The following is a 17777-nucleotide window of genomic DNA, read 5'->3' on the forward strand; positions in this document are numbered from 1 at the left end:
CCCCCCGCGACGTATACTGAATTAACGTTGCGTATTGAGGGGGAGGCACCATGTCGCTCACATTCAAACGTTCGGAAAGGCTCTCTATCGGCACCGAAATAGAGCTGCAGCTGGTCGATGCCGAACACTACGATCTTACGGATCGGGCCGACCGGGTGGTCAGCGAGATCGGCGACCGCCGGCGCGTCAAACACGAGCTCACCCAATCGATGGTGGAGCTGAACAGCTCAGTGCACCGCGATCTCGATGAGCTGCACGCCGAGCTGCGCACCCTGACGGATACCGTCCGGCGCAGCGCACAGCGCCTGGGCTGCGACGTCTGCGGCGGCGGCCGCCATCTCAGCAACGACTGGCGCAAACAGGTCATCAGCGACAGCGCGCGCTACAGGCAGTTGGCCAGCCGCTTTGGCTATCTCTCCAAGCTGGCCTGCGTATTCGGTCAACACATTCACCTCGGCGTCAACGATGGGGACGAGGCGATGTACCTGTGCCATGCGCTGACGCCCTATTTTCCACAGCTGATCGCGCTCAGCGCATCGTCGCCGCTGTATCAGGGCGTCGACACGCACTTTGCCAGCTCCCGTTTCAGCGCCCAGAATTCCTTCCCCAACTACGGATGCCTGGAACACATCTACAGCTGGCGCGAATTCAACGCCTACTACGAACGGCTGAACGCCGCCGGCGTGATTGAAAGCGTCAAGGATATTTACTGGGATGCGCGGCCGAAACCGGAGCTGGGTACGGTGGAGATCCGCATCTGCGATACGCCGCTGCGCCTCGCGCACGCCGTGCTGCTGGTCGGTTACTGCCGTCTGCTGGCTGATTTTCTGTTGCGGCGCCGGACGCCGATCGCGCCGGAATACGATGCCTTCACCCATTACAACAAGATCAACGCCTATCGCAGCGGTTTCGCCGCCGAATACGTCGATCCCGCGACGCTGCGCCGCAGCAGCCTGACCGCCCACATCCTGCACACGCTCGAAGCGCTGAGCGATTGCGCCGAACGGCAGGAGGATCGGGCCGTGCTGCAGGCGGTCGAGCGCCATGTCCGCCAGGGCATCAGCGATTCGGAGCATATCCGTCAGATGTTGCACAACGGCCTGCCGCAGGCTCAGGTGATCAAGCGCCTGTGCGACGAGCTGTTGCAGCCGGCAAGTTAAGTTTCAGCTATCGATTCCATACGCTAAAGCCACTGTTCATTATGTGCTCTTTCGCTACAATCGTGAGCACTGACATTCACCGTATCGAGGACACCATGTACAACTTCTCCCGCTATCAGGCAAAAGAACTGGCGCTGGCTTACATGAGCGGCAAAAAACACGATCTGTCGCCGCAAGAGTTTTTGCAGCAGCTGAAAAACAGCGAACGTTCGTTTGAGCATCTGCTGAAACACGGCAGCGAAATGCCGCGTGAGGTGCTGGTTAAAAGCTTCTGAACGGCCGGTCGCCGGCCACTTTCCCCCTACGCCGCCGGTGGCGAGCCTGACAGGCCCGCGCATTCCCGGCCGTTCATCCCCCACTCCCCACTCTGCTTCATTTCGTCTTCACAGGCGAAAACCTGATAAATTCGTATCCACAGGCGAATTATTGACATATTCGTATCCAGGTGCGAATTTATAGTCATCCCTCTGCAAACAACGGAACACGCCATGCCGACGCCAATCAGCGTTATCAGCGGCGATCTGGTCGATTCTCGCCGGTCAGACACCGTCAACTACCTCAATGGGCTGCATAGCCTGCTCGATCGGCTACGGCGCGACGGGCGGCTGCATCAGGTGGAAATCTTTCGCGGCGATGCCTTTCAGGCGCGGGCCGCCCCGGAGGACGGGCTGCTGCTGGCGGTGTACATTCGCCTCGCGCTGCGGGCGATGGGTGCCGCGCACTGGGATGCGCGCATCGCCATCGGGCTGGGCAGCCAACGGCCCGACGCCGCCGGTTACGGCAGCGCCTTTATCAACTCCGGCAGCGCGCTGGACGCCATGGCAAAAAATTGCCGGCTGGCTCTGAAAACCGACAACGATCGGACAAACGCCATTGTCAGCGATCTGCTGCCGATGTTAGATCATGTGATTGGCCGCCTGTCACAGGCCGAAGCGCGCATCGTTCAGGCGAGAATGTTCGCCGACAGCGGCGCCGCCGTGGCGGAGCAGCTGCAGAAAGCCGCCTCCACGGTCTCCGCCGCGCTAAAACGCGCGGCCTACGAGGAAATCATGCGGTTTATTCACGCCATTAACAGGATCGTCTGACTATGGATCTGACCTATGCGCCCTTGCTGGCCTGGCTGTTGCTCGTCCATCTGCTGGCGGATTTTCCGCTGCAGCCGCTGAGTTGGGTGGAAGATAAAATCCAACATCGCGCACGTTCACGTTTTCTGGTGTTGCACGCGTTGCTGCACGGGGTGTTGGCCGCCTGGGTGGTGGCCGGTTTCGGCCTGCTGCACGGCGGGCTTTCCTCACTTCAGGTGCTGGCCAGCCTGCTGGTCATCGCCGTCAGCCACTACCTGATCGATCTGCTGAAAGTCACCGCGATGAGCCGCCTGAGCCCGGCCCGCAGTTTCCTGCTCGATCAGGGATTGCATCTGGCGGTGATCGCCTTGCTGTGGCTGGGGCTGACGCCGAACGCCGGTGAACTGCTCGCTGCGCTGGGGCGGCAACTGGGGCGTTGGCAAACCGGCCTGGTGCTGGTGGCCTACAGTCTGATTTATCTGCCGATGAGCCTGCTGATCGGGCAGCTGCTGGCGCGCTGGACGCCGCAAATGCCGCCTTCGGCCAAGGCCGACAACGACTCGCTGCTGCGCGCGGGCAAACAGATTGGCTATCTGGAGAGAACGCTGATCCTGACCTTTGTGTTGCTGGGGCAAATCCCGGCGATCGGTTTTTTGCTGGCGGCCAAATCTATCTTTCGTTTCGGCGATCTGCGCCAGAGCGACGATAAGATGCGCACCGAGTATGTGCTGCTCGGCACGCTGTTTTCCTTCACGCTGACCATCATGCTCGGCCTGCTGGTCAACAAACTGCTGTAGGGGTGCGGGGGCGAAGAATTTCGCCCCCGAAGTGAACGCCGAGGCGGCTTAGAGCCACTCGCCGAAGCGGCGGATATAGAAACGCTTCATCAACTGCGCGACCACGCAGTAGCTGACCAGCGTAGCGGCCAACCACGGGAAGTATTCCCACGGCAGCGGCTGCAGGCCAACCAGGGCACCGAGCGGCGAGAACGGAATGTAGATGCCGAGCGCCATCACCAACCCGGTGGTCAGCAACACCGGCAGCGCCGCGGTGCTCTGAATGAACGGGATCTTCTGGGTGCGCAGCATATGCACCACCAGCGTTTGCGACAGCAGCCCCTCAATGAACCAGCCGGACTGGAACAGCGCCTGGTGTTCCACGCTGTTGGCGGCGAACACGTACCACATCAGCGCATACGTCGTGATATCGAAGATTGACGAGGTCGGCCCAATCCACAGCATAAAGCGCCCGATGTTTTTGGAGTCCCACTTGCGCGGCTTGCGCAGGAACTCTTTATCCATCTTGTCCCACGGCAGCGACAGCTGGGAAATATCGTACATCAGGTTTTGAATCAACAGATGGATCGCCAGCATCGGCAGGAACGGGATGAAGGCGCTGGCCACCAGCACCGAGAACACGTTGCCGAAGTTGGAGCTGGCGGTCATGTTCAGGTACTTGATGATATTGCCGAAGGTCTCGCGCCCTTTGATCACCCCCTCTTCCAGCACCATCAGGTTCTTTTCCAACAGGATGATGTCCGCCGACTCCTTGGCGATATCGGTGCCAGTGTCGACCGAAATGCCGACGTCGGCGTCGCGCAGCGCCGGCGCATCGTTGATGCCGTCGCCGAGGAAGCCGACGGTATGGCCGTTGGCCTGCAGCATTTTCAGCACCCGCGATTTTTGCAGCGGCGTCAGTTTGGTGAAGACCGTGCGCTGCTCCACTTCGCGCGCCAGTTCTTCGTCATCCATCTGTTCAATTCGCAGCCCGGAGAGCGGTTCACCCGGTTCCAGCCCAACGTCGCGGCAAATTTTGCAGGTGATCACCGGGTTGTCGCCGGTCAGCACCTTCACCGTCACGCCGTTTTCCTGCAGCGCGGCGATCGCCTGCTGCGCGCTCTCCTTCGGCGGATCGAGGAAGGTCAGCAGCCCTTGCACCACCATGTCGCGCTCGTCAGCCACGCTCAGCGGGTCGGCCGGGCGTTGCGCGTCCAGCTCGCGCGTCGCCAGCACCAGCACGCGGAAACCGTCTTCGTTATACTCGCGGGCCAGCGCCTGCAGCGCCGCACGGCGCGCGTCGTCCAGTTCCAGCGTCTTGTCGCCTTCACGCACGTGAGTGGCGATCTCCAGCATCTCCTCTACCGCACCCTTACAGATCAGCTGCTGCTTGCCATTTTCGTCCGCCACCACGATCGACAGCCGGCGGCGCACGAAGTCGAACGGCAGCTCATCCACCTTGCTGAAACGGCCCAGGGCTTCGATCCCCGGTTTGCCGCGCCCGAAGCGGATCACCGCCTGGTCCATCAGGTTCTTCATGCCGCTCTGATGGAAGCTGTTCAGCCAGGCCAGGTGCAGCACCTCGTTATCCCTGGCGCCCGTGACGTCGATGTGGTGCTCGAGAATGATACGGTCCTGGGTCAGGGTGCCGGTCTTGTCGGTGCAGAGCACGTCCATGGCGCCGAAGTTCTGAATGGCGTTCAGGCGCTTCACCACCACCTTGCGGCGCGACATGGCGATCGCCCCTTTCGCCAGGTTGGAGCTGACGATCATCGGCAGCATTTCCGGCGTCAGACCAACCGCCACCGCCAGTGCGAACAGCGCCGCCTCGCTCCAGTCGCCTTTGGTGAAGCCGTTGATCAGCAACACCACCGGCACCATCACCAGCATGAAGCGAATCAGCAACCAGCTGACGCTGTTCACCCCGCGATCGAACGCGGTTTGCGCCCGCGAACCGACGATCGACTTGGCCAGCGAGCCGAAGTAAGTGCGTCCGCCGGTCGCCACCACCACCGCCGTGGCGGTGCCGCTGGCGACGTTGGTGCCCATCAGGCAGATATTGGAGAGCTCAAGCAGCGCGTTCTCGCTGGATACCTCCCCGTCGCTCGACTTCTGCGCCACGTTGCCCATCGCATCGTATTTCTCGATGGGGATCGCTTCGCCGGTCAAAATCGCCTGGCTGATGAACAGATCGCGCGAGGCGATAAGACGCACGTCGGCCGGCACCATGTCACCGGCGGAGAGCTGAATGATATCCCCCGGCACCAGTTCGCGGATTGGCACTTCCAGCGTCAGCGGATGCGCGCTGTAGCTGCTGCGGCGCAGCACCGTGGCGGTGGTGCGCACCATCGACTTCAGCGCTTCCGCCGCTTTGTTGGTGCGGTATTCCTGCCAAAAACGCAGCAGCCCGCTCAACGTGACCATGGTCAGAATGATAATAACGCCGGTGAGTTCAGTTTCTTCACCGCTCTGGCGCGGCAGCCAATAATCGGTAAAGAAACTGATCGCAGCCAGCACCATCAGCACGAAGATAAACGGGTTGTTAAAGGCCTTGATCAGCTGAATCAAAGCATGCGGCGCCTTGTCGTGGGCGACCTGGTTGGCGCCGAACTGCTCCAACCGCTCATCGGCGTCGTCCTGGGTCAAGCCGTTGCGGTTGCACTTAAGGTTCGCCAGCGTTTGGGCGATGCTGTTGGTCGCCTCTTGCGCAATGGCGTAGGTCACCGCGTCTTTATCACGGCGACGCGTTCTTTCATTAATCTGAGTCATAACGCTATTCTCTTATTTTCGTTCTGCGCACAGGGATATCCCGCCCGATAAACAGGTGACTGTGCGCAGAGTGGAATTTTTTAATTAGCGTGACTGAATAGCGTGATTACCCTGTCAGCCACGCAGAAATCATTTCCCTTCCGGGGTCATCGTCCATAACGCCTCCTTAATGTTCCGCGTTATTCAGGCGTGCCTGAATAAACCTGAACATATAATCAAGTTAGTAAATATTTATATAATTAATCAGACCGGTAATTCAGATGCGACGCGCCAGCGAACGGCACTCACGCTTTTTTCCAGGCTGACGCGGCAGACAATACCCTCAATTTCTTTTTGCGCAGCCGGCGTAGCGGTAATTTCCGCGCACACTTCCAATTGCCCCGGGCTGGAAATATCGGCGCTGCGCAAGGACTGCAGCCGCAAGGCGACGCCGTTCAGCGCCTGCAGAATCAGGGTACGCACCAGAATTTCATCCTGTTCGCCGCAGGTCACCTGAATGCGATAGCACAGTTCCAGATCGGTCGCCTGCTGGTGCGGCTGCAGGTTGATGCGCTGCGCGGCTTCGCGCAGCAGGATATTGGCGCACAGGATCACCAGCGTGGCGACCACCGCATCCCAATGCTGGCCCAGGCCGCACAGGACGCCGATCCCCGCCGAACACCACAGCGTGGCGGCGGTGTTGAGGCCGCGAATGTTCAGCCCTTCCCGCATGATAACGCCGGCGCCGAGGAAGCCGATACCCGAGACAATCTGCGCGGCCACGCGGCCGGCGCTGGCCGGATCGGTGGACATGGAGCTGAGAATAAAGACCGCCGCGCCGGTCGCTACCAGCGCATTGGTGCGCAGGCCGGCCATACGTTGGCGCCACTGGCGCTCGGCGCCAATCACTGCGCCCAGGCACATTGCCAGCAATAAATTTAAAACGAAAGGAGTCATAGCCATGACTGTCCCCTTAATTAACCGCAGGAGATAAAATCATGTGCTGTTTAGCACACGCAAAGTCGCGCCGAAAATAAATCAGCGAATCAGCGTGCTGTGCCTGGAGGGAAAAGGCTGTGGCTGCAGAATACCATAATAACGTCCAACTCAATTCACCTGAAACCGCCAGGCCTCAGGACACGTTTTTTATTCGGGTATGCACAGCTCAGGAATAACTGGAGAGGGGTGCTGCCCGCCGATAACGGCAAGCAACAAATCAGAAGAGAATTGGTCAGCTTGCCTTATTTGTTTTATTACAACTACAACTGTCCAATTGGGTTTCTCCACCGAAATTTTGGCTGAGTATAGTGACGTCAGGTAATGAAGTAAAGGCTAATTTATTAAACGAAAAATAAACTGGAATACCGCGATCATATTTCGATGTCACAAATAGGCAGCGACAACGTTGGGCGCCAGTGCGCTTATCGGTAAACTGTCCCCCTTCATCTTTCAAGGACGCCCCCGATGAAACACCGGCTTTCCCCGCTCGCGCTCGCGCTGCTCGTCAGCTTTCCCGCCGATGCCCTGCTGCTGCAGCAAGGCGACGTGCAGTTTGAACTCGATCCCGCCACGCTGCGCGTTGCCGCCGGCGCTGTGCCGGTCAATCTGGCGCAGCCCGCGCAACCGGTGGCGGATCTCACTGCGTCGCCACAACGCGCCAGCTGGCGCTGGCCACAGAGCGCGGTCAAGGTTAGCGCCAGGCTGGAGGACGGCGATCTGCGCCTGAGCTTCAGCAGCGACCGGCCACAGCTTCTGAACTGGTACCGCCTGCCGCCGCAGGCGGAAACGCTGTTGCTGCCGATCGGCGAAGGCAGCCGCATTCCGCTCGACGACGCGGTCTGGCGCCATTACCTGACGGCGGAAATGACGCCGCTGGATACCAACTGGGATCTGAAGCTGCCGCTGTGGAGCCAGCAATACCAGGGCAAGGTCTACAGCTGGCTGATGTTGACGCCGTTCAGCAACCGGGTCACCTTCGCCGCCGCGCAGGAAAAGCTGGAGATGCGCGCCGGACATCAGTTCAACCGCTTCAACCAACAGCAGGCATTCGAGGTGCTGCTGCACGTCGGCGACACCCCGCTGTCCGGCGCCCGCCGCTACCGCGACTATTTGCAACAAAGCGGCCAGTTCAGCAGCCTGCGCGAGAAGATAAAGCAGGCGCCCGAAGGCGAAAAGCTGATCGGTGCCACCCATGTCTACCTGTGGGGCGACAAACTGCTGGCGGCGGAAGACGTCAAAGATTGGCCGGGGTTGCTGCTCTACCTTGCCTCTCCGGCCGCCGCCGGGCTGCGGCAACAAATGGATACCGAGAGCAGAAAGCTCCTGCTGCAGCTGACGGGCAAAACACCGGAGGGCTGGCAGCAACAGCCCCTGATCGACGGCATCAACCAGGCGTTGACGGCACAAATTCCGCTGGGCGCCACGCCGGATGACGCCGATTTTCTGCAGGCACAGCAGCGCCAGGCCGCTGCGGTGCGGGAGCGGGCACAGCGAGAGCTGGGGCGTTGGTTAACCCCGGTGGACCGTTGGGGGCAAGGGCTGGCCAAACCGGTGATCGATGCGCTGCGGCAGGCGGGTTTGCCGCGCCTGTGGTTGGGCACCGATAACTGGACCGCCGCCTTCCTGCACCCGCAGGCGGTAACCGCCGCCAAAGCGGCCGGCTATCTGATCGCCAGCTACGACTCCTACGATACCGCCATTCCACGCGGCGTGAACGACAGCTGGCTCACCGCGCAACTGCCGACGGCGCTGCGGGAAACCTGCGCCATCGTGCGCGCCGACGGCAGCAAGAAACCCGGCTTCGGCAAACAGGGTTACTACCTCAATCCGGGCTGCGTCCTGCCCTATTCTCAACGGCGCATGCGCGAGTTGGTGCAACTGGCCGGGTTGAACAGCCTGTTTCTCGACGTGGACGGCACCGGCATGGTCTCCGACGACTATCAGCCCGACCACCCGACCGGCGCGGCGCAAATGGCCGAAGCGCGCAACGCCAGGCTGGCCTGGTTCAGCGCCACCCTTAAGCTGCCGCTCGGCTCGGAGGACGGCAATGCGGTGACCGCCCGCAGCCTGATGTTCGCCCACGGCATGGAAACCTGGGGATTCGGCTGGGGCGATAAACAGATGAATCAGGATAAATCCTCGCCCTATTATCTCGGCGCCTGGTGGCCCAACGCCCAACCGGCGTTTTTCTTCCGCCCCGCCAAGGTGAAACAGCCCTACCGCACCGTCGAATTCGATCCGCGTTACCGCCTGCCGCTGTACCAGGCCGTTTTCCACGATGCGATCGTCAGCAGCCACCACTGGAATTACGACAATCTGAAGTTCAGCGACGTTCAGACCACCCGCAGTCTGCTCAGCCAGCTGTACAACACTGCGCCGATGTTCCATCTGAGCCGCGCCACCCTGGCGGCCCGCCTGCCGGCGATCAAACGCGCCGACGCCGCCTTCCGGCCGCTGCATCAGGCCCTGTGGGACAAAGCGCTGACCGACTTCCGCTGGCTCGATCGGGACGGCTGGGTGCAACAGACGACGTTTAGCGACGGGTCGACGCTGACCGCCAACTTCAGCGAGCAGCCGTTCGCCGGCGTAGCGGCCCACAGCCTGCGCGCCCAACTGGCCGACGGCCGCACGTTCGACGTTGCGCCTTAGCAAGGTCGCCGGCGGTGGGCTACGCTAGGCTATATTTCCGACGACCCGCAAGGAGTGGCCGATGACGCCTCTGATCCACACTCTGCTCGACGAGATTTGGCAAAGCCTGGAGCAACGCCCGGCGCCCTGCGACCGGTTAACCGTAAGCGGTACCGGCGCATTGCCTTCGGCTTTTCCCGTCACCGAATTGGCTACCGCCGCCTGGAGCGCCGCCGGTTTGGCCTGCGCCGAATTGCTTCGCCGCAAGGCAACCGAAGCGCCGCAGGTCTGGGTCGATCAACGCCTGGCCTCGCTCTGGTTTGGCTGGACGCTGCGTCCTCTGGGTTGGACGCTGCCTGCGGTCTGGGACGCCCTGGCCGGCGACTACGAGACAGCAGACGGCTGGATACGCCTGCATACCAATGCGCCGCACCATCGGCGAGCGGTGGAACAGGTGCTGGGCCCGGCATCGGACAAAGGCACGCTGGCGGCGCGCGTGCTGAGCTGGAAAAAGAGCGAGCTGGAGCAAGCAGTGATCGAAGCCGGCGGCTGTGCGGCCCAAATGCGCTCGGCGGCCGCGTGGCGGCAACATATTCAGGGCAAGAGCGTCGCGCTCGAACCCTTGATCCACACCTCGCTGCAGCCGGAAGCGCCGCCGCCGGGTTGGGCGCTGCCCATCGCCCGGCCGCTGCACGGCGTGCGGGTGCTGGATCTGACGCGCATTCTCGCCGGGCCGATCGCCACCCGTTTTCTCGCCGGTTTGGGTGCCGACGTGCTGCGCATCGATCCTTACGGTTGGGATGAGCCCGGCGTCGAGCACGAGGTGATGCTGGGCAAGCGCAGCGCGCGCCTCAACCTGACCAATGCGCACGATCGCCATACGTTTGAACATCTGCTGAGAAACACCGACGTGATCGTACATGGCTACCGTGCCGGGGCGCTGGAGAAGTTGGGCTATGGCACGGAGGAAAGACGCGCGCTGGCGCCGGGCCTGATCGACGTCTGTCTGAATGCCTACGGCTGGAGCGGGCCGTGGCGCACCCGGCGCGGTTTTGACAGCCTGGTGCAGATGAGCTGCGGGTTGGCGGAGGCGGGCATGGTTTGGCGCAGCGCCAGTTTGCCGGTGCCGCTGCCGGTACAGGCTCTGGACCACGCCACCGGCTATTTGATGGCGGCGGCGGTGCTGACCGGTATGGCGCAGCGCCTGAGCCGCGGCACCGGCTACCACGCAAGGCTGTCGCTGGCGCGCACGGCGCAACTGCTGCTGGCGCATCCCTATCCGGCGCATTATCGGCCGCAAGCCCTGACGCCGGCCGGCCCCGCCGACGAAAACCCGGAAACGGAACTGACCGACTGGGGCGCCGCACAACGTCTGCGCGCCCCGTTAAGCCTGCAGGGCACGGCGCTGCAATGGGCGCTGCCGGCGACCGCGCTCGGCACCTCGCAGCCGGCTTGGCTGCGCCGTTAAATAGCCGCCAACTGTTGCTGCAGCCACTGCAGCAACCGCAAGACCGCCGGCGTCAACCCGGCGGTCTGCGGCCACACCAGATAAACGTCGTCATCGCTCAGGCGACAGGGCGCGGCCAGCGCCACCAGCCTCCCGGCGGCGATCGCATCCTGCACCAGCAACTTTTTCGCCAGCGCGATGCCAAACCCCTGCTCGGCCGCGCGAATCAACAATCCGGCATCGTTGAACAACGCCTGTTGCCGCCCGCACAGCGAGCGCCCTTGCGCATTGAACCAGTCGCGCCAGGGGCTGACGTCGTGCTCCAGCAAGGGAACATCGCCGCCGTTCTCGAATGCCGTTCCCCACTGCCGCGCCATGTCCGGCGAGGCGACCGGCAGCACATCGCCCGACGCGATACGCTGTGCCTGCAGCCCCATCCACTGACCGTTGCCGATGCGGATCGCCGCATCGAACCCGCGCTGCGACAAATCCTGCAATGTCAGCGACGCATCGATATCCAGCGCAATATCGGCGCAGGCTTCATGGAAGGCCGGCAGGCGCGGCAACAGCCAGTAATGGGCAAAAGACGGCAGCACGCTGATACGCAGCGTCTGGCTTGCCGCGGCGCGCCTGGCGCGGGCAACGCCCTGCTGCAGCGCCTGCAGCGCCGGCTCTACCGCCGCCAGCATCTCTTTCCCGGCCGCATTCAGACGCACACCGCGCCCGCGCCGTTCAAACAGCGGGTAGCCGACCGCCTGCTCCAGCAGCTGGATTTGCTGGCTGACCGCACCATGCGTTAAATGCACCTGCTGCGCCGTGGCGCGCAAATTCTCCAACCTGGCGGCGATAACGAAGGTCGGCAAGACATGCAGGGGAAGGCGTTCACTCATCACTGGTTAGCCGGGTTATCCAAAAAGGTTATTTTTCATCGATTTTGACCCGCAGGCAACTGTTCTATGTTTATGCCATCTATCCCTGATGCTTTCGGAGCCGCCATGCACCCACGTTTACAACAGGATCTTACACAGTTTCCGCAGATCCTCGACCACACCCGCCAGTTGGCGGAAGATTTTCTGGCCGGGCTGCAGCAGCGATCGGTCTGCCCACCGCTCGCGCAACAGCAGCTGCAACCCGGTGACGATCGGCTGGCGGAAAACGGTGAAGGCGCCCTGGCGGCGCTGGATGACTTTTGGCAGCGTTATCAGGCGGGCATTTCCGCCAGCGCCGGCCCGCGTTATTTCGGCTTCGTCACCGGCGGTGGCACCCCGGCGGCGGTCGCGGCGGACTGGCTGGTTAGCGTGACAGACCAAAATAGCCAGCTCAGCCATGATACGATCGCCGCGGCGATCGAGCTCGCCGCCGTGACGCAGTTGAAATCCCTGCTGGGCCTGCCGGAAGCGTTCAGCGGCAGCCTGGTCAGCGGTGCCACCATGGCCAATTTCGCCGGGCTGGCCATTGGCCGGCAGTGGCTGGGCCAACAGCACGGCGTGGATATTGCCCAACGGGGCCTGGCGGCGCTGGGGCCCATCCGGGTGCTGGCGGCCAATCCGCACGCCAGCAGCGTAAAGGCGCTCAGCATGCTCGGCATCGGCCGCGACGCGCTGACGACCGTCGCCAGCCTGCCGGAGTCTGAGGCCATGGATATGGCGGCGCTGGAGCGGCAGCTCGCCGCCGGCGAGGGCCGCCCCACGTTGGTGCTGGCCAGCGCCGGCACGGTCAACACCGTCGCTTTCGACGATCTGCCGCGTCTGCTGGCGCTGCGGGAGCGTTATCCGTTTTGGCTGCATGTCGATGCGGCCTTCGGGGGCGTGGCGGCCTGTTCGCCGCTGTATGCACCGCGACTCGCAGGCTGGCAACAGGCGGACTCCATCACCGTCGATGCGCACAAATGGCTGAACGTGCCTTATGACAGCGCGATCCAATTTACCCGCCATCTGGATCTGCAGATGCAGGTATTTCAGAACCATTCGGCCTACCTGGAAGCGCCGACGCCGCGGCCGGACAACTATCTGCATTTGACGCCGGAAAATTCGCGGCGCTTTCGCGCCCTGCCGCTCTGGCTGACGCTGAAAGCCTATGGCCGCAGCGGCATACGGGATATCGTCGAGCGCAACGTCCGATTGGCGCAGGCGCTGGGCGCGGCGTTAGCGGCCGACGACGGCTTCCATTTGCTGGCGCCGGTGAATTTGAACGTGGTGTGCTTCGCGCTCAGCCGCCCGCTGGGCGACAGCGAAGCGGCGCGCGATCGCTTTCTCGAGCGCCTTAACCGGCACGGCGTGGTGCGTTGCACCCCAACGACCTATAACCATCAGCCGGGGATCCGCGCCGCGCTGGTCAACTGGATGACGGAGGAACGGGACATCCGGCTGGCGCTGGACTCGCTGCGCCACTGTCTGCCAGAGACGGCCTAAGGCGCGCGGCGCTATCCGAGTTGGAAGGCCTGCAAACGCCGCGCTTGCCGCCCGTCATCGCTGATGTTATCCGGCGACAGCCAGGCGGCAAAGGCGGCGTTTCGCGCCGGCCATTCCGCGTCGATGATCGATAGCCAATCGGTGTCACGCGTGCGCCCTTTGACGACAACCGCCTGGCGGAAAGTGCCTTCGTACCGGAACCCCAAACGCTCGGCGGCCTGGCGCGAAGGCAAATTGAGGCTATCGCACTTCCATTCGCAGCGCCGATAGCCAAGATCGTCAAACAGATGCCGCAGCATCAGGAAAATCGCCTCGCTGCCCAGCGCGCTGCGCCTCATCAGCGGCGACCAGTTGATGGTGCCCAGTTCGGCCACGCCGTTGCCGGGATCGATGCGCAAAAAAGCGCAGGTCCCCACGGCGCGCCCGTTCGCCTGATCGACCACCACCATCGTGTTTCTGTCAGCGCTGGACGCCTGAGCCTGGAGGTAACGCTGAAAATCCTCGCGCGTCTGCGGCCGTTCCCAAAACAGATAGGTCCAGTCTCGGTCGTCCTCGGCGGTTTGGTAAGCCCGATAGAGCTCATCCCCCCAGCGCTCAAGGCTAAGGGGTTCAAGGCGGCAAAACCGCCCTTGCAGCAACCTGTGCCCGGGCAGGCCTGCCGGCTGCCAATGAGGAAGGGCATCGCCTATTGGCTGCCCATACTGATTCTGTCTCACTGCGACATCCTGCTTTTGAAAGGTGGAAAGGCAAGTTAAAACCAACGCGGGCCGGAGACAACTCCGACCTGCCCCCCGCCCCGCTGGCGCGGGCAACAGGATGATAGTTTAGAAAAACAACTCAATCACCGTTAAATATTCACCAAAATTATTTCAATCAAAATAAATATCCAGATAACTCATTGTAAAACGGTGATTTATAGCAACAATTAAGCTACACATTTCAGCCACAACGTTAACTTTTGTTGGTTGTTATGATAAAAAAAGAAGTGATTATCATTAACAGGTGAGGAAGGATAAGATTCAACTTAATGATTTTTATCGTTAAAAAAACAAAGAAACCAAAAGAACACTTTTTAAGCGCTCAAAAAGCGCACTGAAAAACTTCAAAAAGCCAACACATGAATTTTTTTTAAGACTTTTCCTAGCAAACTAAAATTTTGTTTCGTGACATGATGAACAGAATCTCGGCAAGTAATGTCAGCAAGCGCGGGCGCCAAGCGCAAGTCAGGCCGATCGCGTCAACGCCGAGCGGGCAGCAAATCTCGCTGACTTAAGCCAAACTTATAGATTCATGTGATTAATAAGTTTAGTATGAAAATATCATTGAGTGCCGTCGTGTTTATTGATAGAACACTGGCTACACTGAATTATTGTTCCATTTTGCCTTTCGGCTTTTTAGGCTTTTTCTCATATTACCGCAGTAAAACGGATTTAAGTGGGGGTGCGATATGCCAACGATCATCATGGATTCATGTAGCTATACCAGATTGGGATTAACCGACTATCTGACTTCGCATGGCGTGAAAAAACGCCATATTAATGCCATCGAGGATATTGACAGCCTGCATGAAAAATGCAGCAAGTTGAATCCGAGCCTGGTGTTTATTAACGAGGACTGCTTCATCCACGAAGCAAACGCCACCGAGCGAATAAAACGGGTGATTTCACTGCACCCGGATACGTTATTCTTCATCTTCATGGCTATTACCAATGTACATTTCGACGATTATTTATATGTTCGCAAGAACGTCATCATATCGTCAAAATCCATCAAACCAGAGACTATGAATCAGCTACTTAGTCACTATCTCGAGAGAACGTCCCTACGGGCGGAGAAGTCCTCTCTGGACCAAACGCCGGTAACGCTGAGCCAGACCGAATCGAACATGTTACGCATGTGGATGTCCGGTCAAGGCACCATCCAGATATCAGACCAGATGCAAATAAAGGCCAAAACGGTCTCCTCCCACAAGGGAAACATCAAGCGGAAAATAAAGACGCACAACAAGCAGATCATTTACCACGTTGTTCGTTTGACCGATACGCTGACCAGTGGAATATTTGTCAATAGCCGTTGAGCCGCAGAGAATGCCCCCACTCTGTTTTGTCGGCCGTTAAATATCCGGGGATAAAGTCACCGGGATATCGGATACTGGAACCACCAAAAGAATACCTGCTGCGCTATCCCCCCGCTAGCGCAGCGGGTATTTTTTTGCCGGCGATAAAAAAAATCTTACCGTAATGAAATAATCTCAAAATGGACAATTTCATTAGCAAATTAATGAGATTAACCGATGTTACTGCCCATGCTCGCGACATGGCTCCACAAACGTCCCGTCACGGCTGTCGATTTCATTAAAAAACCATACGCCCGCCGGATAGTCTTCAAGAGAAACCAGATACATAGTCCCTTCGTTGAATACCTCTACGGCCAGAATGACGCCCTCGCGCCGCGGGCCGCCGTCTGTTTTTACCGTCACTCGATCGTTAACCTGCATACCGTTCCCCATCATTTGCGATTGGCATCAGTGTATGACAAAACCCAGGGGGAAGGACACCGCCCCGCACCAATCCGGCCTCGCTCTCAGCGTAGCCGCCGCCCGGATTTTCACTTTCTTAACGGTTTGGCCGCAGAATCTTAAGCCGGCCTCGCGTAGCCTGTCTTCAGGCGTTTCCCCCCCAGAGAAGCGCTCGCAAATGAAGAAGTAACAAGGAACTTTTGCCCGCAGACTTGCGGGCTTTTTTTTGCGCACCGCCGAATTGCAGGCATAAAAAAACCCGCCGCAGCGGGTTTTTTTCAATCAGCGGTAGACGCCAATTAGATAGCGGTAACGTTAGCCGCAGATGGACCTTTCGCACCGTTCTCGATAGAGAACTGTACGTTCTGGCCTTCAGCCAGGGTCTTGAAGCCTTGATCCTGGATAGCAGAGAAGTGTACGAATACATCTTTGCTGCCGTCTGCTGGGGTGATGAAACCAAAACCTTTAGCTTCGTTGAACCACTTCACTTGACCTTTGATCAGGTTAGACATGTCTATCTTCCTTCAATAATAAATGTAAGCCGCTATGGGCGATATAGCCGGTCATCAGTTACTTATGGAGGCACTGGAAAGGAAATTCGTCAGAGAAGGGCTATCCGGGATAACGCTTTTAATTTGAACTACTTTACTCAAAATGTCGTGCATAAATAGGTCTGTACCACAGGCCGGTAAGCATTAACTCACGAGCGGGCGGCAATAGCAACTCTTTTCGCCTCGTCGTGCCGTTTACCTCGGCTAAACGCACAGGATTTGACCCTGTTTGTCGACGCTATCGCCGAGCGTCTTCTCCTTACCGGTCAAGACAAATGATAGTAATTATCGTTACGCTGTTTTATAGTTGCACAAAGAAATCATTCAGGGAGATTCACCATGCCGAGATGGCTCACATTACCGGCCGCCAGCGTTACCGCCCTGCTGGCCTTTGCCGCTTGCAGCGCCCCGCTGGGCGCGCTGGAGCTGAATTATCAGCCCCCAGAGCCCAGCGTTTCCCCGCCCCCAAAACCGGTGGCTCCGCCGGGGCCGACCCCCAAGGCGGCGAAACCGCCGATTACCTGGGCAGAGGCACGCGACAAGAACGGTTTTCGCGTCGATATCGAATGCGATCATCCAGGCTGCAGCAAGCCGCGCGCCAAACCTTATCCCGCCTATGAAGGCCCGGTGAAGAAAACCGATCGCCGCCGCCAATCCGATCCTTACTCCACCAATCAGGATCCCGATTACAACATTCAGTTGGGCTATGAGTGGTAGCGGCGCTTTCGGAGTAATACCTATATCAGCCGCCCTCACCGCTGCATAAAATAGCGCCAGTTCACCACTCCTCCTGGTGTTGAACACAACAAGCTGTGTTGCAAATCTTTATGCGCCTCCCTATAGGCGCTTTTTTTTGCTCCTCCCTCATGCCCGTTTCCCGATTACAGATTGCTCTCATTGCCCCGTAAAGTGATGAATGTCACAAATACGCCTCCTTGCCATTCTTATTCGGAGGTGATGTTCATGGCCACAGGATCCCTTGCCCTCTTGGCTGCCTTGGCCGGCATTGCGGGCTATTCGCTCTATAAACACTTAAAATCTCAGAAGAAAAGTACATTCGTTCGCCCGCACGATCGGTAATCGATAACGTGTTTACACCGCGAAGGCGCGGCACGCCGCACGCCGCGCCTTCGTGGACCGTCATGTTTTCATCACAAAATTGTCACACTATGGCCATATGATGATTCGCGATTATCCGCTCTGGCTTAACACCAAGGATTTCGCCCATGACCATAATTAAAGCTGCAAACCATCAGGAAGCAGAAAAGCTCATCCGCGCCGGCACAGCCAAGAAAATCGAACTGGCCTACGATATCGGCAGCGATGACTTCTTCCAGCTTGCCAGCCTGTGGTGCGATAAAGGCGCCAAGATCTCCAAAGGGAAAGAACACTTTATCGTCTCGTTAAAAGGGTTCCGCATCCCCCCTAACGATTGATATCCAGCCGCCCATCGCGGCGGCGTCCTCCCTTCCTCG

16 protein-coding genes are annotated in these 17777 nt (G+C 59.5%); 10 read left to right on the forward strand and 6 right to left on the reverse strand.

Annotated features, from left to right (window positions below):
• The first annotated feature begins 50 nt into the window (after positions 1–50).
• The 4 genes from QOL81_RS03970 to QOL81_RS03985 all read left to right on the forward strand — a co-directional run bounded on the left by QOL81_RS03970 (position 51) and on the right by QOL81_RS03985 (position 3021).
• Complete coding sequence (locus tag QOL81_RS03970; RefSeq protein WP_283439668.1) at positions 51–1160, forward strand: YbdK family carboxylate-amine ligase; 1110 nt, start codon at positions 51–53, stop codon at positions 1158–1160.
• A 95-nt stretch (positions 1161–1255) separates the two neighbouring features.
• On the forward strand, positions 1256–1435 hold the full coding sequence (locus QOL81_RS03975; RefSeq protein WP_060420648.1) for a hypothetical protein: 180 nt from the start codon (positions 1256–1258) through the stop codon (positions 1433–1435).
• 213 nt (positions 1436–1648) lie between these two features.
• Positions 1649–2245, forward strand: a complete 597-nt coding sequence (locus QOL81_RS03980) for a hypothetical protein (RefSeq protein WP_283439669.1) — start codon at positions 1649–1651, stop codon at positions 2243–2245.
• A gap of 2 nt (positions 2246–2247) precedes the next feature.
• Entirely contained in the window at positions 2248–3021 is a 774-nt protein-coding gene (locus tag QOL81_RS03985; protein WP_070914616.1) for a DUF3307 domain-containing protein, read from the forward strand.
• 48 nt (positions 3022–3069) lie between these two features.
• Here QOL81_RS03985 and mgtA read toward each other — a convergent pair whose 3' ends face one another.
• Together mgtA and QOL81_RS03995 are read right to left on the reverse strand one after the other, a co-directional pair.
• A complete protein-coding gene (mgtA, locus tag QOL81_RS03990) occupies positions 3070–5769 on the reverse strand; it encodes a magnesium-translocating P-type ATPase (protein WP_038876668.1) in 2700 nt (899 codons plus the stop codon).
• A 243-nt stretch (positions 5770–6012) separates the two neighbouring features.
• Entirely contained in the window at positions 6013–6711 is a 699-nt protein-coding gene (locus tag QOL81_RS03995; RefSeq protein ID WP_025303346.1) for an MgtC family protein, read from the reverse strand.
• A gap of 501 nt (positions 6712–7212) precedes the next feature.
• Here QOL81_RS03995 and QOL81_RS04000 point away from each other — a divergent pair.
• The gene (locus QOL81_RS04000) at positions 7213–9396 is read left to right on the forward strand and encodes a glycoside hydrolase (protein WP_213873337.1); all 2184 of its coding nucleotides are present in this window, start codon (positions 7213–7215) and stop codon (positions 9394–9396) included.
• Positions 9397–9457: 61 nt separating this feature from the next.
• Positions 9458–10843 carry a CoA transferase gene (locus QOL81_RS04005; protein ID WP_187322536.1) on the forward strand — a complete coding sequence of 462 codons (1386 nt, stop codon included), beginning with the start codon at positions 9458–9460 and terminating at the stop codon, positions 10841–10843.
• Here QOL81_RS04005 and QOL81_RS04010 read toward each other — a convergent pair.
• Positions 10840–11715, reverse strand: coding sequence for a LysR substrate-binding domain-containing protein (locus QOL81_RS04010; protein ID WP_213873338.1), 876 nt, complete (start codon positions 11713–11715; stop codon positions 10840–10842). The genes QOL81_RS04005 and QOL81_RS04010 overlap by 4 nt on opposite strands.
• Before the next feature lie 102 nt (positions 11716–11817).
• Here QOL81_RS04010 and QOL81_RS04015 point away from each other — a divergent pair, with 102 nt between their 5' ends.
• Positions 11818–13233 (forward strand): pyridoxal phosphate-dependent decarboxylase family protein, encoded by a 1416-nt coding sequence (locus QOL81_RS04015; RefSeq protein WP_070914612.1) that lies wholly within the window; start codon positions 11818–11820, stop codon positions 13231–13233.
• A gap of 11 nt (positions 13234–13244) precedes the next feature.
• On the opposite strand, the gene QOL81_RS04020 is transcribed toward QOL81_RS04015, so the two are convergent.
• Entirely contained in the window at positions 13245–13886 is a 642-nt protein-coding gene (locus QOL81_RS04020) for a GNAT family N-acetyltransferase (protein WP_213873390.1), read from the reverse strand.
• Positions 13887–14680: 794 nt separating this feature from the next.
• Here QOL81_RS04020 and rcsA point away from each other — a divergent pair.
• The gene (gene rcsA / locus QOL81_RS04025) at positions 14681–15310 is read left to right on the forward strand and encodes a transcriptional regulator RcsA (RefSeq protein ID WP_033635078.1); all 630 of its coding nucleotides are present in this window, start codon (positions 14681–14683) and stop codon (positions 15308–15310) included.
• Between the two features lie 219 nt (positions 15311–15529).
• Here rcsA and dsrB read toward each other — a convergent pair whose 3' ends face one another.
• Together dsrB and cspE are read right to left on the reverse strand one after the other, a co-directional pair.
• On the reverse strand, positions 15530–15730 hold the full coding sequence (dsrB, locus tag QOL81_RS04030; protein ID WP_038877309.1) for a protein DsrB: 201 nt from the start codon (positions 15728–15730) through the stop codon (positions 15530–15532).
• A gap of 320 nt (positions 15731–16050) precedes the next feature.
• Positions 16051–16263, reverse strand: a complete 213-nt coding sequence (gene cspE / locus QOL81_RS04035) for a transcription antiterminator/RNA stability regulator CspE (protein WP_049201327.1) — start codon at positions 16261–16263, stop codon at positions 16051–16053.
• Between the two features lie 378 nt (positions 16264–16641).
• Here cspE and QOL81_RS04040 point away from each other — a divergent pair, with 378 nt between their 5' ends.
• Together QOL81_RS04040 and QOL81_RS04045 are read left to right on the forward strand one after the other, a co-directional pair.
• On the forward strand, positions 16642–17019 hold the full coding sequence (locus QOL81_RS04040; RefSeq protein WP_060420619.1) for a hypothetical protein: 378 nt from the start codon (positions 16642–16644) through the stop codon (positions 17017–17019).
• A gap of 509 nt (positions 17020–17528) precedes the next feature.
• Positions 17529–17738, forward strand: coding sequence for a hypothetical protein (locus tag QOL81_RS04045; RefSeq protein WP_004935132.1), 210 nt, complete (start codon positions 17529–17531; stop codon positions 17736–17738).
• Positions 17739–17777 lie beyond the last annotated feature (39 nt).

It is taken from the genome of Serratia sp. CC22-02 (assembly GCF_900182895.1).
In the GTDB taxonomy this organism is placed as follows: Bacteria; Pseudomonadota; Gammaproteobacteria; order Enterobacterales; family Enterobacteriaceae; genus Serratia; species Serratia nevei.

Bases quoted from the DNA above. Each gene is read 5' to 3' on its own strand.
- QOL81_RS03995 (WP_025303346.1), bottom strand. From the start codon at position 6,711: ATGGCTATGACTCCTTTCGTTTTAAATTTATTGCTGGCAATGTGCCTG.
- QOL81_RS04040 (WP_060420619.1), top strand. From the start codon at position 16,642: ATGCCGAGATGGCTCACATTACCGGCCGCCAGCGTTACCGCCCTGCTG.
- rcsA (WP_033635078.1), top strand. From the start codon at position 14,681: ATGCCAACGATCATCATGGATTCATGTAGCTATACCAGATTGGGATTA.
- QOL81_RS03985 (WP_070914616.1), top strand. From the start codon at position 2,248: ATGGATCTGACCTATGCGCCCTTGCTGGCCTGGCTGTTGCTCGTCCAT.
- QOL81_RS03970 (WP_283439668.1), top strand. From the start codon at position 51: ATGTCGCTCACATTCAAACGTTCGGAAAGGCTCTCTATCGGCACCGAA.
- QOL81_RS04045 (WP_004935132.1), top strand. From the start codon at position 17,529: ATGACCATAATTAAAGCTGCAAACCATCAGGAAGCAGAAAAGCTCATC.
- dsrB (WP_038877309.1), bottom strand. From the start codon at position 15,730: ATGCAGGTTAACGATCGAGTGACGGTAAAAACAGACGGCGGCCCGCGG.
- cspE (WP_049201327.1), bottom strand. From the start codon at position 16,263: ATGTCTAACCTGATCAAAGGTCAAGTGAAGTGGTTCAACGAAGCTAAA.
- QOL81_RS03980 (WP_283439669.1), top strand. From the start codon at position 1,649: ATGCCGACGCCAATCAGCGTTATCAGCGGCGATCTGGTCGATTCTCGC.
- QOL81_RS03975 (WP_060420648.1), top strand. From the start codon at position 1,256: ATGTACAACTTCTCCCGCTATCAGGCAAAAGAACTGGCGCTGGCTTAC.
- QOL81_RS04000 (WP_213873337.1), top strand. From the start codon at position 7,213: ATGAAACACCGGCTTTCCCCGCTCGCGCTCGCGCTGCTCGTCAGCTTT.
- mgtA (WP_038876668.1), bottom strand. From the start codon at position 5,769: ATGACTCAGATTAATGAAAGAACGCGTCGCCGTGATAAAGACGCGGTG.
- QOL81_RS04015 (WP_070914612.1), top strand. From the start codon at position 11,818: ATGCACCCACGTTTACAACAGGATCTTACACAGTTTCCGCAGATCCTC.
- QOL81_RS04005 (WP_187322536.1), top strand. From the start codon at position 9,458: ATGACGCCTCTGATCCACACTCTGCTCGACGAGATTTGGCAAAGCCTG.